This window comes from Cedecea sp., from assembly GCF_036500665.1.
Classification (GTDB): Bacteria; Pseudomonadota; Gammaproteobacteria; order Enterobacterales; family Enterobacteriaceae; genus Cedecea.
On record NZ_DASYBS010000008.1, the window covers coordinates 1 to 15,166 of the forward strand.

Sequence of the window (15,166 nt, forward strand, 5' to 3'; positions counted from 1 at the left end):
ACCGGGTTTTCGGGCTTCATAGGTATAGGCCAGCTGGAAAACCCGGCCACATGTCCGGCAACGAAAGCGTTCGTGTTGGGAAGAACTGCGGCCATGGCGATAAACTTCGTCTGAATGGCATCGAGGGCAATGAACAGTAACCAAAGAAAAACCTCAAATACCGGAAGATTACCAGAAAATTCTATCGATTGAAGGCATTACCAGGGATTTTATGCAAAATTGATTTTTATTTATACAAAAAGAACAATAACTCAAGTGATCCACCTGCATAACCCTAAGCAATCACTTGCGGTTGAGCTTAAATTCATCGACAATAATTAGCTTAATATTACTCATAAACCAAAGGTTGTATTTCCAACTCACCGACATCGAATTTTCAGTAATGATGAGTTGTTTGTGAATTCCTCAAGGCAGAAAGTATGATATTAGCACCCAACCACCAGAACAGATGTTAAAATATTACTACCAGATATAATCTTAGCCAAGATTAAATAAAATAGTAACTCACCGCCATACTTACCGGTCACGTATTTTACACGATATAATGTAGAACATTATTCTATTCTGACCGACCTTATCAACGCACAAATCTTAGACTTTGTATCATCACTAAGCATTGCCAGCTCAGGATGGTTTTGAACGTCAGGTGTAATATCCAGTGCCTCGTATATTTTCCCCAAATCGTTAAGCGTAAGCGACTGTGGTGACCAAAAGGCCATACAGCGACGCAGTCGTGGCATACTGATGCCAGTTTTGTCTGACAAAGTTTGGAAACTTATTGCTCTGGCTTGCATGTTATGGCGAATGGCAGAAATTGTAAACAGTTCGTAAGAGTTCATTTTATACAGCTGATGTGTGAAATTTTCAGGTATTGCACAACTGGTGTGTAATCGGAGCAACAAGTGATCTTCGTCACAGTACCAAGGTCTAGTAATAGTACTATCCCTAGGAACAGCTTGAGGTAATAGCTCATTCGTTACCAGAAGATAATTCTATTAACGTCTTGTGATTAATCTCAGGAGCAAGTTATTTATTCAGTAAATAATGGGGATTCTCTGCCTAAGTGCTCGAGAGAAACATTCTGCAAATTATAATCCAGTTAATCTACTGATATGTATAGGTATTTCAGTTTCATTTTTTGCAATCTGTTCTTCCAGAGTACTTAATATAGTTTAAGCACACCATTGTTTTCTTCAGACTCGGGAGATCGTGACCGGATGTGCTAGATATACTTCATGAATTCACATCATCATATAAAAAACCAGCAAATATTAATAAGGAGTTTTCATGATTAAGGAGCAATACCGCAAAACTCAACATAGGTTGGCCTGCGTGCAATTCATTGCTGAAGTGTCATTAATTGCGAACTGCAAACCGGCGGATTTGAAGTTAGCGATGAGTATTATTGCCGACCTCGCTGATAGCGGTAATAGAGGGCTGGATCAGGAAAAAAATATTTATTACGAAGTGAAATAGAAGCGCTTTAATGAGATTCAAAGCTCTGCCTGCATTACCTGCATGTATTCGCATGCGCTTCTGAATTAACTCTGAGACCAACCGCACCAGTGCTGGCGCGCCTCCGGCCTGCTCATGCAACTGCATTAAAACCCACCCATAAAGCGGGCAGGCGTGGCGGGGAAAGCATTGCGCGCTGAGGCAGGTATTTAATTATTATTTATTCGGCCTGAACGCGGCACTGCGGCGTTGAATTGTGTGCGGGCGGTGTGTGGGGGTTGGCGGTCTGAGGGGCGGTGTAAAAATGCCGCCCGCAGGCGGCTGTGATGGAGGGGTTAATCGTCCTCAAGCGAGTATTTTTTGAATCTGATGATATCCTCCCCCGCCCACTCGTTAAGCTCCATAAAGCGCGCCTGCAATGGGGTCAGTTCGTTACGCACAAAAACCTTTGCCACCTTCTCAATATTACCCATGGAGCCAATGTTCTCGGGTTTTCCCCCCATCAACTGGAATGGGATCCGGTGCGCGTCAAGCAGGTCGGTAGCGCTGACTTTTTTGATATTGAAAAAATCATCTTTGGTTGCCACTTCGCTGAGCGGAACGATTTTAATGCCGTCCGCTTTTCCGTTCGGCGCGTAGAAAAACAGGTTTTTAAAATTGTTGAGCCCTTTCGAATCACGCATCGCCCGGCGCAGAGCTTCAACGTCGGTGCTACTCTGTGCCGCGTCGGTCACATACATGATGTAACCCGCGTGCGCGCCGTTCTGGTAATACTTGCGACGGAACAGCGTCGCCGACTCATTCAGCCAGGCTGAATTTAATGCGCTGAGGTATTCCGGCATCCCGTAGAGCTCCTGATTAATATCAGGCTCCATCAGGTGAAACACCGTGCCGGGGGTGTACTGGTGCGGTTTGTTGAAGTCCTGCAAAAACCAGTAGGTATCCTCTGCCACGCCACGCCGGGTGTATTTGGCCGGTGACGTCTCAAAGCGCAGCGCCTTGTTGGTGATGCTCTGCCGCTCTTCCAGAAAACCATTCCCGAACACCAGAAAATCCAGCACAAGGCGGCTAAAATCCTGACTCGACAGCTTCGGGTGCGGGATGTACGTTGACACCAGAATATTACGCTTAACGTAAATCGGTGAACTGTGGTGCACAGCGGCGCGCATCGTTTTTGCCAGGCCAGAAAAACTCACCGGCGGCTCGTACCATTTGCCATTACTGGCGCATTCCAGATAGTCGAGGATTTCGCGGCGATCCAGTACCGCTGTTGGCTCCCCGAAGGTAAATGCCTCCATACTCCGGGAAGGGGCAGCGGTGTGCTGTTGCGCTTTCGTCGGGCGCTGGCGTTTGTTTCGCTTACTCATCTGGTCACCTTATTTTTTTCCTGTGGCCAGATGGCCATGAAACATAAATCAAAATCGTCCTGTGATAATTCAGCTTTGATTTTCGGGAGGTCGAGAATGCTGCAGCCCTGCCGGAACGCATCCTCAGCAGAAAGGCGTTGTTGATGTGCCGGGGATTCTTTAGCCCATAGCGCGTATGCCTCATCATTGGGTGATGGCGTGGTGTACGCAGTAAAGCGAGCATCTTTATGCGCTGAAATTCCTTTTGCAATGTTGAACAACCTGCCCGGATTTTCAGACCATGCGTATTCACTGACATAAGCGTTGCCGCTGCACGCGGCAAAAAGACAGTCATCACCACAAAAGCGAATTTCTGCACCATTTGATAGCTGAATAACGGTATCGTCAGGATTTATATTTGTGCCAGCCAGCGCAGCAAACTGAATGATTTGGCGCTGATTTTGTGCCGGTGCCAGTGATTCGCCGGGCGCGAGAAAATATTGATTACGCCCGGTTTCAATCGCATCAATCAGAGCCTCAAGCGAAAAATACCAGTCTGCCCCGCACTGACGGGTTTTCGTGATATGGCGGGTGCGTTGCGAAGAGAGATACCAGCGACGTTGATATTCAAAGCCCATATTGTCCAGCATGATTTTTAATGTTGCGGCCTGCAGGCCGGTAAATTCATAGCGCATCAGTAAAACTCCAGAATTGAGGATGATGGCTGGCCACTGGCGGCGGTCAGTGGCTCGTTGATTAATACGTGCATAGTTGCCCAGGCTAAATCGGCGTGGCTTGCCTCTTCGGTGCGGCTGGCTTCATACGTGGAGCTGCGCCCGCTGCTGGTCATGGTCTTGCGGATGGACATAAACGACTGCGTGATGTCGGTCGCGCCGACGTCGTATTCCAGACAGCCACGGCGAATGGTGTCTTTTGCCTTGAGCACCATCGCGGTTTTCATTTCGGGCGTGTAGCGAATTTCACGCGCTGCCGGGTAGAACGAGCGCACGAGCTGATAAACACCCTGGCCTAGGCCGGTGGCGTCAATGCCGATGTATTCCACGTTATATTTTTGCGTGAGTGTGCGGATTGACTCAGCCTGTGTGGCAAAGTCCATGCCCTTCCACTGGTGGCGCTCAAGAATGCGGAATTTCCCCCCGGCGACAACCGGCGGCGCGATGACCACGCAACCGGCGCTGTCCCCGCGCAGTGACGGATCGTAGCCAATCCACACCACACGGTGACCAAATGGCCGGTCGGCGAACAGCTCAACATCCTCCCACTCTTCCATACTGTCGACCATGCAGCGCTGCAGCTCTTCGAACGGAAACACTGACGCTTTGTCGTCGACAAACTCGCACATAAACAGATTGCGAAAATCGTCAGCGCTGTTTTCGCGTTTAAGGGTGTCCAGGTCAAACAGGGTACAGCCCCCGGCGAGCGCATCCTCAATGGTGACAATCTGCCGCCACTGCCCGTCGGCGCAGGCGACACCCCGCGCTAACGCGGTATGGCTGATATCAATCTCCACGCGCTCACTGGCGCTGGCGCGCCCTCTGTTGTAAAGCTCCCCTGACCAGAACGGGTAGGCGCCGTGACCGAGAGAGGAGGGGGTCGAAAAATAGGTCGTGCGCAGGTGCTTTTGAGAGGCCATGCCCGAGGCGACTTTGCGTAGCCGCTGGAAGTTCGGGATCCAGAAAATCTCGTCGACATACAGGTCGCCGTTATGACTCTGTGCAGTGTTTGAGTTGGTGCCAAGAAAAATCAGTTTTGCACCGTTGTTACCGATGACAATCGGGTCACCGCTCAGGTCAACCTCGACCTGTCGCGCAAACTGGATGATGTATTCGCGGAACACATACGCCTGCGTTTTACTGGCCGAAAGGAAAATCTGATTGTGGCCGGTTTTTAGCGCATGTAGCAGGGCCTCACGTGCGAAATAGAACGTCGCACCAATCTGGCGGGATTTGAGAATATCGCGAATACGGTGCGCCAGCCCTGCTCTGTACCACTCTGACTGGTACCCGAAAGACTGGTCGAAAAAGAGTTCCTCCAGTTTCGCTATCGCTTCTTCGCTGAAATGGTTCTTTTTCGGCTTCCTGCGATCCCCTTTGTTGCGGTTCGCCACGTTCGGATTTAAATCAGCCTCGTTCCCCGTCTGGCCGTACCGGTTCACGCGCGCCAGCCGCTCCATTTGCCGCGCGAGAAAGTCAGCGACTTTAAAGTCGTGCGCACTCAGGTCGGACTTCGCATAAAGCTGAATCAGCCGCGCTTCAAGCGTGCTTTCAACCCGGTTTAGCGGTGCGGTTTCCTCCCACTGGTCACGCTGTTTCCAGCTCTGCACCGTGGGGCGTTTAGTTTGCAGCATTTCTGCGATTTGCGGCACGGAAAACCCCTGCCAGTACAAAAGCGCCGCCTGCCGTCGCGGGTCGCTGAGGATGGATGTGTCGGTCGTGATGGTCATGAATGCCTCGCCGTTGTTAATACCCGGGCAAGGCTAAAGAAACGGGTGGGCTTATTCGCTAAGCCCCTGTTGTGTCAGGCGTTGCACTTCCTTAACGGGTGGCTGGCGTGGGTCGGAGTCGGGAAACTAAGCCCTAACCCATCACCCACAATCAGGACTCCTGAACATGGCCAAGAAAGTCGTTTCTAAGTTTTTCCGTCTCGCTGTTGAGGGCGATACCTGTGACGGGCGCGACATCAGCGCCGTTGATATTCAGCAAATGGCAGACACCTTTGATCCTCGCGTTTATGGCTGTCGTATCAACCTTGAGCACATTCGCGGCCTGCTGCCGTCCGGCGAGTTTCAACGCTACGGCGACGTGGTGGAGCTGAAAGCCGAAACCATCGACGATGATTCCGCGCTGAATGGCAAGCTGGCGCTGTACGGCAAAATCGCCCCGCTTGATAACCTGGTCGAAATCGTTGCCAAAGGGCAGAAGGTTTACACCTCCATCGAAATTGAGCCAAATTTTGCCAAAACCGGCAAATGCTATCTGGCTGGTCTGGCGGTGACCGATGATCCGGCAAGCCTTGGTACTGAATATCTCCGGTTCTGCCGAAATGCAAAACACAACCCGCTCAACCGCTTCAAGGCCAGTCCTGAAAACCTCTTCTCTGTCGCCACCCTGGCCGAGCTGGAGTTTGAAGAGGTCCCGGACACCCTGCTCAACAAAATTACCGACTCGGTAAAAAACATTTTCAGCCGCAAACAGGCCAGCGACGACGCACGTTTTAACGATGTGCATGAGGCGGTGACGGTCATTGCCGAGCGTGTCCAGCAGTCCGGCGACGATGCCGACACGCGTTTCGGCAAGCTTGAGGCTGAAATTGCCGGGCTCAAAAAAACCGTGACCGAACAGGTCACCGCAACCAGCCAGAGATTCAGCGCCCTGACGAATACTCTGGACAACACCGAGAGCAGGACTCAGAAGCGCCGCACATTAAGCACCGGCGGTGACGGCGCGTCTCAGTCGCTGACCGACTGCTGAATCACGCGTTTAAATCAGCACTGATCCAGAGCCGCACCTATTTTTAAAACAGGAATAAAAACCCATGCGTAAAGAGACCCGTTTCCAGTTCAACCAGTACCTGAGCCGTATCGCCGAATTAAACGGTGTGGGGGTTGCCGACCTGGGCAATAAATTCACCGTCGAGCCGTCGGTGACGCAAACCCTTTTCGATAAGGTGCAGCAATCCTCGTCATTTCTGCAACTGATTAACATGGTTGTGGTGCGTGAGCTGACCGAGGAAAAAGTGGGCATTGATGTCAACGGCTCCATTGCCAGTACGGCAGACACCGACAACGGCGTCGAACGTAAGACCGCGGATTTTTCTAAGCTCGACGCCTACCGCTACTTCTGTAAACCGGTGAACTTTGACTACAACCTGAAATACAACAAGCTCGACCTCTGGGCGCGTTATCAGGATTTCCAGGTCCGTATTCGTAACGCCATCGTTAAGCGCCAGGCGCTGGACTACATCACCATCGGCTTTAACGGCGTGACCCGCGCGGCGACCTCTGACCGCAAGCAAAACCCGCTGCTGCAGGATGTGGCTGTCGGCTGGCTGCAGAAGTACCGTAACGACGCGCCGGAGCGCGTAATGCATAACGTGACTGACGCTGACGGCACAGTGATTTCCGACACGATTAAGGTGGGTAAAGGCGGTCATTACGCCAACCTGGACTCGATGGTGATGGACGGTCACGAAACCCTGATTGATGAAGTCCACCGTGAAAACCCGGAGCTGGTTGTCATCTGTGGCCGCCGCATTCTGACCGACAAGTATTTCCCGATGATTAACAAATTCCAGCCGAACAGCGAAGCGCTGGCCGGGGAGCTGATTATCAGCCAGAAAACGATCGGCCAGCTCCAGGCGGTGCGCGCGCCGTTCTTCCCGGCTAATGCAGTATTTATCACCCCGCTGGATAACATTTCCATCTATCTCTACGAGGACGGTCACCGCCGCCATATCGTGGAAAACCCGAAACTCGACCAGGTGGAAAATTACGAGCAGGTGAAAGTCGATTTTGTTATCGAGGACTACGCCGCCGGTTGCCTGATTGAAAACATTGAGATCCTTGAGCCGGAAGAGCCGACGACTGTTGAGCAGACCAGCGCGAGCGTATTCGCGGCTGAAATGGTGAAAGCATTCCAGCAGCTGACCGCCCCGGCACCGCAGTCAGCGCCGGTCGATGAAAACAGCACCGACAAGAAGGACGCCTGAGCCATGCTTAGCCCCGCACAACGTCACGTGATGCGGGTCTCGGCCAGCCAGGCTGCGCAGCGGGTCAATGCACCGCTGCGCCATGCCACTCCCTACGAGCAAATGCTCGTCAGGCTGGCCGCAGACCGTCGGACATTAAAAAACATTCGTTCCAGAGAGGCGAAAGCGAAGAAAAAAGCGGAGCTGCTGCCGTTTTATCACCCCTGGGTAACCGGCGTGCTTGAGAACGGCACTGGCGCGCAGGACGACATTCTTATGACCGTCATGCTCTGGCGGCTTGATGCGGGTCAACTGGCTGCCGCGCTGGAAATTGCCCGTTATGCGCTGCGATACAGGCTGGCGCCCCCTGATGGCCATGCACGCACCGCCCCTTACATGCTGGCCGAAGAGTTTGCCCTCTCTGCGCTGCGTGCCCGTGACGGCGGTCAGCCGGTTGACGTCTCGCTGCTGCCTGACGTGCTTGAGCTGGTTCACGATGCCGATATGCCCGACGAGGTGAGGGCCCGGTTGCACAAGGTCACAGGCCTGACGCTGCGTGATGCCGGTAACCCTGCCGCCGCGCTGGCACACCTGAACCGTGCGGTGCAGCTCGACAGCAACGCCGGGGTACGCAAGGACATTGAGCGCCTGACGCGAGAACTCGCCCCCAAACCGGCAACCCCGAAAAAACCGCCAGCGGCTAAGGCTCCGGCGAGAAAGAACACGGCAAAACAACAAGATTCAGCGGTGAAACGAGGACGAGGTCGCCCGAAGAAAATCACCGCATAACCGAAAGCGCCCCGCGCCGGGCGGCACGCTGGTCAAAGTCGGTGTTTCACCGAATCGGTGACCGGCGTCCACCGCCCACCTGATACAGAGGTTGTCATGACAGTGATTATCAGTAAGCCGGAAGCGGTGCCGGTCGGGCCTGGTGTGGTTATCCCCGCCCGACCGGTGCCGGAGGCCGTTATCACCAACACGGCGTTTTTCCCGGATGTTGAGCCCGTGCGGATCCGTGAGCTGTTACGACTCGAGAATACCGTGACAGCAGTGCGCTTACGCTCCGCGATTATCGACGGCATGGCAGAAACCAACGCCGAATTACAGGCGTACCGCGAGGAACAAATTTTACTCGGTTTCCCGACGCTGGCCGACGTTCCTGCCGACAAAATCGACGGTGAGAGCGTGCGCTGTTTTTACTATAAGCAGGCCGTTTGTGCCATGACGACCGCGAAGCTTTACGAGAGTTATCGCGGCGTGGATGCGAGCGCCAAAGGCGATAAAAAAGCCGACAGCATCGAGAGCACAATCGATGAGATGTGGCGCGATATGCGCTGGGCGGTTTCCCGCGTCCAGGGTAAGTCACGCTGCATCATCGGGCAAATCTGATGAGAGTGATTGCGCAGCAGGGCGACACCCTCGATGCACTTTGCGCCCGGTACTACGGGCGCACTGAGGGCGTTTTTGAGGCGGTGCTGGTTGCTAATCCGGGGCTGGCTGAACTCGGCGTGGTATTACCCCACGGCACCGGGATTGAGCTGCCGGATGTTGAGGCCGCACCTGTAACTGAAACTATCAACCTGTGGGATTAGAGCATGACTGAGGGTGAGAAAAGTGTCCTGTCACTGTTTGTGATCGGAATGATGATTGTTGTTGGCAAGGTGCTGGCCGGTGGTGAACCTATTACCCCGCGCCTGTTTATCGGGCGCATGTTGCTGGGCGGTTTTGTCTCGATGGTGGCCGGGGTGGGGCTGGTTCAGTTCCCGGACATGTCGCTTCCGGCAGTCTGTGGCGTGGGCTCAATGCTTGGCATTGCCGGTTATCAGGTGATTGAAATCGCTATTCAGCGCCGTTTCAAATCTCAGAAGGGGGAGAAGGATGCCTGTCATTAATGCACACCCAAACATTGCCGCATTCCTCGATATGCTGGCGTACTCAGAGGGAACCGCCACCCACCCACTGACGAAAAATCGCGGCTATGACGTGATTGTCACCGGGATGGATGGTAAGCCGGAGATTTTTAACGACTATCGCGATCATCCGTTCGCCAGCGGTAAGCCAGCAAAAATATTTAATCGTCGCGGGGAAAAATCCACGGCATCCGGGCGTTACCAGCAGCTTTATTTATTCTGGCCGCACTATCAAAAACAGCTCGGGTTGCCCGACTTTAGCCCGCTGTCGCAGGACAAGCTCGCCATTCAGCTTATCCGGGAGCGCAGTGCGCTGGAGGATATCCGGCAGGGACGTATTGAGCGCGCGATTTCCCGCTGCCGCACTATCTGGGCGTCGCTACCGGGTGCCGGTTATGGCCAGCGCGAGCACAGCCCCGAATCACTGGTTGCTGTGTATCGCCAGGCTGGCGGGGTGGTGGCATGAGAACGCTGATTATCCTTCTTGTTCTGGCCGGGCTCGGGCTGTGGTGGATGCGCCATGAAAACAGCACGATCGCCCGTTCATTTGAGAAAGCAAACCGCATCGCCGGTGAACAAAAAACACAAATCACCATGCTGAAAAATCAGCTCAGGGTTGCCGCCGGAATAGCCGACGGTAATGAGCGTGCGCAGGTGGATTTGAGGGACAAACTGGCGGCGGCTGAGGCGCTGGCCGGACGTCGAAGTAACACAATTACGAGGCTACTCAATGAAAATAAAGCCCTTCGCGAATGGTATGACACTGCTTTACCTGATGATGTTATCCGGCTGCACGAGCGCCCCGCCTTTGACACCACCGCCGATTATTTACAATGGCTGTCCGAAAGTGGCGCTGTGCAGACTCCCGGCCAGTCAGCTCCACATTAACGGCGATTTGCTCGCGGATAATCGCCAGCTCGAAAGCGCCTGGGTGAGCTGCGCCGCCCAGGTCGAAACGGTGAAAAACTGTCAGGATAATCTTGATGCACAAGCAAGCCAGTCTGAAAAAAGCCCTCACTGAGGCGGTGCCGGGGGTGGCGAATAACCCCGCCATGATGCGCATTTTTGCCGATGAGGGTGTCATTGAATCCACACTTGCCGCGTCACTGTCATTCGTGAAGCGGTACACGCTTAACGTGATTGTGACGGACTACACCAGTGATATTGATTTCCTCCTGGTGCCGATCCTTGCGTGGGTACGCGTGAATGAGCCGGATATTATGACCACGGCAGAAGGGCAAAAGCGTGGCTTTACCTGGTATGCGGATATCAATAACGACAGCAGCATTGATATCAGTATCAGTCTGCGCCTGAGTGAACGCACGATAGTCAAAGAAGACAGTGACGGCGCGCTGCACGTCAGTTATGCGCCGGAACCGTTGCGCCCCGATCCGGTCACCCGGCCGGTGCAACTCTGGGTTCACGGTGACCTGGTGAGTGAATGGAATGAGTGAGCTCAAACCTTTTGACGACAAGCTCGCGGCGCTGATTGCGAACCTGTCACCGGCTGGCCGCCGCAAGATGGCCGGGGAAATCGCTAAAAAGCTACGCACCCGGCAACAGCAGCGGATAAAGACGCAGAAAGACCCCGACGGCAGGCCTTACGCTGCCCGAAAGCGTCAGCCGGTGAGAAGCAAGAAAGGCCGCATTAAACGGGAAATGTTTGCGAAGCTGCGCACGAATCGCTTTATGAAAGCCACCGGCAACAATGAGGCCGCGGTCGTGGAGTTTGTTGGCAGAGTTCAACGTATGGCGCGCGTGCATCAGGAGGGGTTAAAGGATAAGCCCAACCCGGCAGCGCGTGAAATCCAGTATCCGGCGCGCCCGCTCCTCGGCTTCAGTGCGGATGATAGCCAGCTCGTTGAGGAGGAGATAATCCGTCACCTTTCTGAATAACCGTTGTACCAGCGCTGACAAAACCCCGCCCGATTGCCGCCGGACAGCCCCGGCGGCATCCTTTCCCCTATGAATACTCTCGCAAATATCCAGGAACTGGCGCGCACGCTGCGCAATCTCATCCGCACCGGTGTCGTTGTTGAAGTCAACACGGAAACGGGGCGCTGTCGCGTCCAGACCGGCGGCAATATGACCGACTGGCTGCAATGGCTGGCGCAACGCGCAGGGCGTTCCCGTACATGGTGGGCTCCTTCTATCGGCGAACAGGTGATTATCCTGGCCGTGGGCGGTGAGCTCGATACGGCGTTTGTTCTGCCGGGCATTTATTCCGACGACAATCCCGCCCCCTCAGCCTCCGCCGATGCGCTGCATATTACGTTCCCGGACGGCGCGGTGATTGAGTACGAACCCGAAACGAGCGCCCTGACTGTGAGCGGGATTAAAACCGCTGATATCACGGCGTCTGAATCTCTCACCGCTTCGGTGCCGGTGGTGACAGTAAAAGCCGACACCCGCGTCACGCTCGATACGCCGGAGGTGGTCTGCACTAATAAGCTAACGTGCGCCACGCTGGACGTGCAGAAAGGCGGGAAGATGGGCGGCAATATCGCGCATTCCGGCGGCACGTTCACCTCCAACGGCGTGCAGGTTGATAAACACGCTCACGGTGGCGTCCAGCGCGGCAGCGACTGGACGGAGGACATCCAATGACCGCCCGGTATCCCGGCATGGATCAGGCGACCGGCCTGAGCATCAGCGACGCAGAGCACATCCGGCAAAGCATCAGGGACATTCTTGTCACCCCTGTCGGCTCGCGCGTGATGCGGCGCCAGTATGGCTCTCTGTTGTCTGCCCTGACTGACCAGCCACAAAACGCCGCGCTGCGCCTGCAAATTAGCGCCGCCTGCTACATGGCTGTCCTGAAATGGGAGCCGCGCGTCAGGCTGACCGGCATCACGTTTGAGACCCGGTTTAACGGCGAAATGGTCGTCGATATCACCGGCGAATTTACCGACACGGGCGCAAGCCTTTCCCTGTCCATTCCTCTGAGATGAACCGATGCCAACTATTGATCTGAGCCAGCTTCCCGCGCCTGAAATCGTTGAGGCGCTCGATTTTGAAACCATCCTGGCCGAACGCAAAGCGACGCTAATTTCGCTGTACCCGGAAGACCAGCAGGACGCTATCGCGCGCACGCTTGAACTGGAATCGGAGCCCATCGTTAAGCTGCTGCAGGAGAACGCTTACCGCGAGGTGATCCTGCGTCAGCGCGTTAATGAGGCCGCCCGTGCGGTCATGCTGGCGTATGCCAGAGGCAATGACCTCGATGTGATGGCCGCAAACAACAATACGTTCCGTCTGGTACTGAGACCGGCAGACGATACGACCATCCCGCCGACGCCTGCCGTGATGGAGTCTGACAGTGACTTGCGGCTACGCGCGCAGCGGGCGTTTGAAGGAATGAGCGTGGCGGGGCCGGTCGGGGCGTATGAATATCACGGCCTGAGCGCCGACGGACGGGTTGCCGATATCGCGGTCGAAAGTCCGTCCCCGGCGTGTGTGACCGTGACCGTGCTGTCACGCGAGGGCAATGGCACGGCAGGTGCTGACCTGATTGCCGCTGTGACCCGCGCGCTTAATGACGAGGACGTGCGCCCGGTGGCTGACCGGGTCACCGTGCAGGCTGCTGAGATTGTTCCCTACCAGATTGACGCCACACTGTATTTTTTCCCTGGCCCCGAAGCAGCCCCGATTAAAGCCGCCGCTGAGAAGCAAATTCAGCGTTATATCACGGCACAGCATCGCCTCGGGCGGGATATCCGACTGTCGGCCATTTATGGCGCGCTGCATGTTGAAGGGGTGCAGCGTGTCGAGCTCACCTCCCCTCAGGCCGATATCGTGCTCGCCAGGCATCAGGCCTCTTTTTGCACCGCGTACGCGCTGAAAGACGGGGGCTCTGATGAGTGACAGCCGCCTGCTGCCGGTGGGCTCGTCGCCGCTGGAGGTCGCCGCCGCCCGCGCCCTGGCTGATATCGCGAGGATCCCGATTCAGCTGCGTACGCTCTGGAACCCAGACACCTGCCCGATGAGCCTGCTCCCGTATCTGGCGTGGGCGTTTTCCGTTGACCGGTGGGATGAGAGCTGGACCGTGGCAACAAAGCGAAACGTGGTGCGTACCGCGTATTTCATCCACCGGCGTAAAGGGACTATTGGCGCTATCCGGCGTGTGGTCGAGCCGCTTGGCTACATGCTTAAGGTTACTGAGTGGTGGGAAACCGATGACATGCCCGGCACCTTTCGCCTAGATATTGGCGTGCTGGAAAGCGGCATCACGGAGGAAATGTATCAGGAAATGGAGCGGCTCATCGCCGATGCCAGAGCCGCAAGCCGTCACCTGACTGGCCTCAATATCATGCAGGAAATTCCGGGTGATTTGTACGTCAGCGGCACGTATTACGACGGTGAGATTGTGACGATTTACCCCAAAATGGAGCTAATGATATGAGTCAGAAATTTAAAACTATCCTCACCGATGCCGGGGTGGAAAAGCTGGCCGCGGGTCTGCCCCCTGACGGGAAGAAGGTTATCTTTACCACGATGGCGGTAGGTGACGGTGACGGCACGCTTCCCGAACCGAAGCCGGAGCAAACCGCCCTGGTACACGAAGTGTGGCGGGCACTTATTAACAGCATTACGCCGCACCCCCAATATGCCAACTGCGTGGTGGCCGAGCTGATTATCCCGCCGGAGGTGGGCGGGTTCTGGACGCGGGAGCTCGGTCTTTATGACAGCGAGGGTGTGCTCATCGCGGTCGCCAGTATGGCCGAGAGTTACAAGCCGCTGCTTGCTGAGGGTTCCGGACGCGTCCAGACGGTGCGTATGGTGATTGCGGTCAGCAATATCGCCGCGGTCGAGCTACAGGTCGACAGCTCCACAGTGATGGCAACCAAAGAGTACGTTGATAATGCGCTCGATAAACACGCCAAATCACGCAATCACCCTGACGGTACGCTACAGGCGAAGGGATTTGTGCAACTGAGTAGCGCCACTGACAGCGACAGCGAGACGCTGGCCGCCACGCCGAAGGCCGTTAAAGCCGCTGTGGCCGTGGGAACTGCTGCGAATGAGAATGCCGGAACACGCCTGCTCAAAACAAGCAATCTGGCCGATGTGCCGGATAAAGCCAGGGCGCGTAAAAACCTCGCACTGGGGGATATTGCGACGCATGACGTTAAGGAATTTGTGCCGGTCACACGCACGGTAAATAACAAGAAACTGGACGGTGATATTTCACTGGCTGCCGCTGATGTCGCGGCCGTACCCACTGCGGGCGGCGAGGTGGCCTGGCTCGATAATGCGGATCACTATTCAACAAAAGAGGGTGCGTGGCCCGGGGGCGGTGCCTTTCAGAGCCAGCTGGCTGACCGGCGTGCCCTGTTTTATTCTGCCGGTTACAGCGCCAACGGGAACGTGTATCTGCCTATGACCAAAGCGACCGTGCAGACGTCGGGTACCGGATATCAGGCCGCCATCAGCTACGGGGTGCTGGTCTCCGGAAAAAATGATTTTCCTTCCGGCTGTATTCATATTCTCGATGACCAGGGACGCGACCATATCTGGATGTTTAACCCCAATGATAACTCCTTTACCGCGAACGGCTCCATTCATGCAGGTGCCAGCGTGTATGCAGGCGGGGCAATTTTCGAGCCGGGCGGTAATATCAATGGCGAAATCTGGGGCGGCTGGCTGAGCACATGGCTCGCTAATCAGTTTACCGCGCGGGATAACAACATCAATACCCGTGCCACATGGGACTGGGCAAATGGTCAGCTTGCCGCGCGGGATGACAAT

General features: G+C 55.1%; 21 protein-coding genes. 17 read left to right on the forward strand and 4 right to left on the reverse strand.

The features are described 5' to 3' along the window. Positions 1-144: IS1 family transposase (locus VGM55_RS00810; RefSeq protein ID WP_331634303.1), on the reverse strand; the 144-nt coding region annotated here is incomplete at its 3' end. 1,143 nt (positions 145-1,287) lie between these two features. Here VGM55_RS00810 and VGM55_RS00815 point away from each other — a divergent pair. Continuing rightward, positions 1,288-1,476 carry a hypothetical protein gene (locus VGM55_RS00815; RefSeq protein ID WP_331634282.1) on the forward strand — a complete coding sequence of 63 codons (189 nt, stop codon included), beginning with the start codon at positions 1,288-1,290 and terminating at the stop codon, positions 1,474-1,476. 314 nt (positions 1,477-1,790) lie between these two features. On the opposite strand, the gene VGM55_RS00820 is transcribed toward VGM55_RS00815, so the two are convergent. The 3 genes from VGM55_RS00820 to VGM55_RS00830 are packed head-to-tail and all read right to left on the reverse strand — an operon-like array spanning position 1,791 to position 5,265. Next, a complete protein-coding gene (locus VGM55_RS00820) occupies positions 1,791-2,822 on the reverse strand; it encodes a phage portal protein (RefSeq protein WP_331634283.1) in 1,032 nt (343 codons plus the stop codon). Then, entirely contained in the window at positions 2,819-3,496 is a 678-nt protein-coding gene (locus VGM55_RS00825; RefSeq protein ID WP_331634284.1) for a terminase large subunit domain-containing protein, read from the reverse strand. The genes VGM55_RS00820 and VGM55_RS00825 overlap by 4 nt, the downstream gene beginning before the upstream one ends. Next, positions 3,496-5,265, reverse strand: coding sequence for a terminase ATPase subunit family protein (locus VGM55_RS00830; protein ID WP_331634285.1), 1,770 nt, complete (start codon positions 5,263-5,265; stop codon positions 3,496-3,498). The genes VGM55_RS00825 and VGM55_RS00830 overlap by 1 nt, the downstream gene beginning before the upstream one ends. A 166-nt stretch (positions 5,266-5,431) precedes the next feature. On the opposite strand from VGM55_RS00830, the gene VGM55_RS00835 reads away from it, so the two are divergent. The 16 genes from VGM55_RS00835 to VGM55_RS00910 form a co-directional block, all read left to right on the forward strand. Beyond that, complete coding sequence (locus VGM55_RS00835) at positions 5,432-6,292, forward strand: GPO family capsid scaffolding protein (protein WP_331634286.1); 861 nt, start codon at positions 5,432-5,434, stop codon at positions 6,290-6,292. A 64-nt stretch (positions 6,293-6,356) separates the two neighbouring features. Continuing rightward, positions 6,357-7,529, forward strand: coding sequence for a phage major capsid protein, P2 family (locus VGM55_RS00840; protein WP_331634288.1), 1,173 nt, complete (start codon positions 6,357-6,359; stop codon positions 7,527-7,529). 3 nt (positions 7,530-7,532) lie between these two features. Continuing rightward, a complete protein-coding gene (locus VGM55_RS00845) occupies positions 7,533-8,297 on the forward strand; it encodes a terminase endonuclease subunit (RefSeq protein WP_331634289.1) in 765 nt (254 codons plus the stop codon). 96 nt (positions 8,298-8,393) lie between these two features. Beyond that, the gene (locus VGM55_RS00850) at positions 8,394-8,897 is read left to right on the forward strand and encodes a head completion/stabilization protein (protein ID WP_331634290.1); all 504 of its coding nucleotides are present in this window, start codon (positions 8,394-8,396) and stop codon (positions 8,895-8,897) included. After that, a complete protein-coding gene (locus VGM55_RS00855; protein ID WP_331634291.1) occupies positions 8,897-9,100 on the forward strand; it encodes a tail protein X in 204 nt (67 codons plus the stop codon). The genes VGM55_RS00850 and VGM55_RS00855 overlap by 1 nt, the downstream gene beginning before the upstream one ends. Positions 9,101-9,103: 3 nt before the next feature. Beyond that, the gene (locus VGM55_RS00860) at positions 9,104-9,400 is read left to right on the forward strand and encodes a phage holin family protein (protein ID WP_331634292.1); all 297 of its coding nucleotides are present in this window, start codon (positions 9,104-9,106) and stop codon (positions 9,398-9,400) included. Then, the gene (locus tag VGM55_RS00865) at positions 9,387-9,884 is read left to right on the forward strand and encodes a glycoside hydrolase family 104 protein (protein ID WP_331634293.1); all 498 of its coding nucleotides are present in this window, start codon (positions 9,387-9,389) and stop codon (positions 9,882-9,884) included. Before VGM55_RS00860 ends, VGM55_RS00865 begins: the two co-directional genes overlap by 14 nt. Beyond that, entirely contained in the window at positions 9,881-10,306 is a 426-nt protein-coding gene (gene lysB / locus VGM55_RS00870; protein ID WP_331634294.1) for an Rz-like lysis system protein LysB, read from the forward strand. The genes VGM55_RS00865 and lysB overlap by 4 nt, the downstream gene beginning before the upstream one ends. Then, on the forward strand, positions 10,197-10,439 hold the full coding sequence (gene lysC / locus VGM55_RS00875; protein ID WP_414648174.1) for an Rz1-like lysis system protein LysC: 243 nt from the start codon (positions 10,197-10,199) through the stop codon (positions 10,437-10,439). Before lysB ends, lysC begins: the two co-directional genes overlap by 110 nt. After that, entirely contained in the window at positions 10,402-10,872 is a 471-nt protein-coding gene (locus VGM55_RS00880) for a phage tail protein (RefSeq protein ID WP_331634296.1), read from the forward strand. The genes lysC and VGM55_RS00880 overlap by 38 nt, the downstream gene beginning before the upstream one ends. Then, positions 10,865-11,314, forward strand: a complete 450-nt coding sequence (locus VGM55_RS00885) for a phage virion morphogenesis protein (protein WP_331634297.1) — start codon at positions 10,865-10,867, stop codon at positions 11,312-11,314. Before VGM55_RS00880 ends, VGM55_RS00885 begins: the two co-directional genes overlap by 8 nt. Before the next feature lie 69 nt (positions 11,315-11,383). After that, complete coding sequence (locus tag VGM55_RS00890) at positions 11,384-12,025, forward strand: phage baseplate assembly protein V (protein ID WP_331634298.1); 642 nt, start codon at positions 11,384-11,386, stop codon at positions 12,023-12,025. Further along, positions 12,022-12,369, forward strand: a complete 348-nt coding sequence (locus tag VGM55_RS00895; RefSeq protein WP_331634299.1) for a GPW/gp25 family protein — start codon at positions 12,022-12,024, stop codon at positions 12,367-12,369. The genes VGM55_RS00890 and VGM55_RS00895 overlap by 4 nt, the downstream gene beginning before the upstream one ends. Positions 12,370-12,373: 4 nt before the next feature. Then, positions 12,374-13,282: a baseplate assembly protein gene (locus VGM55_RS00900; RefSeq protein WP_331634300.1), complete on the forward strand. Its 909-nt coding sequence runs from the start codon at positions 12,374-12,376 to the stop codon at positions 13,280-13,282. After that, positions 13,275-13,820 (forward strand): phage tail protein I, encoded by a 546-nt coding sequence (locus VGM55_RS00905; protein ID WP_331634301.1) that lies wholly within the window; start codon positions 13,275-13,277, stop codon positions 13,818-13,820. Before VGM55_RS00900 ends, VGM55_RS00905 begins: the two co-directional genes overlap by 8 nt. Next, positions 13,817-15,166 (forward strand): phage tail protein (locus VGM55_RS00910; protein WP_331634302.1); only part of this gene is annotated, 1,350 nt, incomplete at its 3' end. The genes VGM55_RS00905 and VGM55_RS00910, both read left to right, overlap by 4 nt.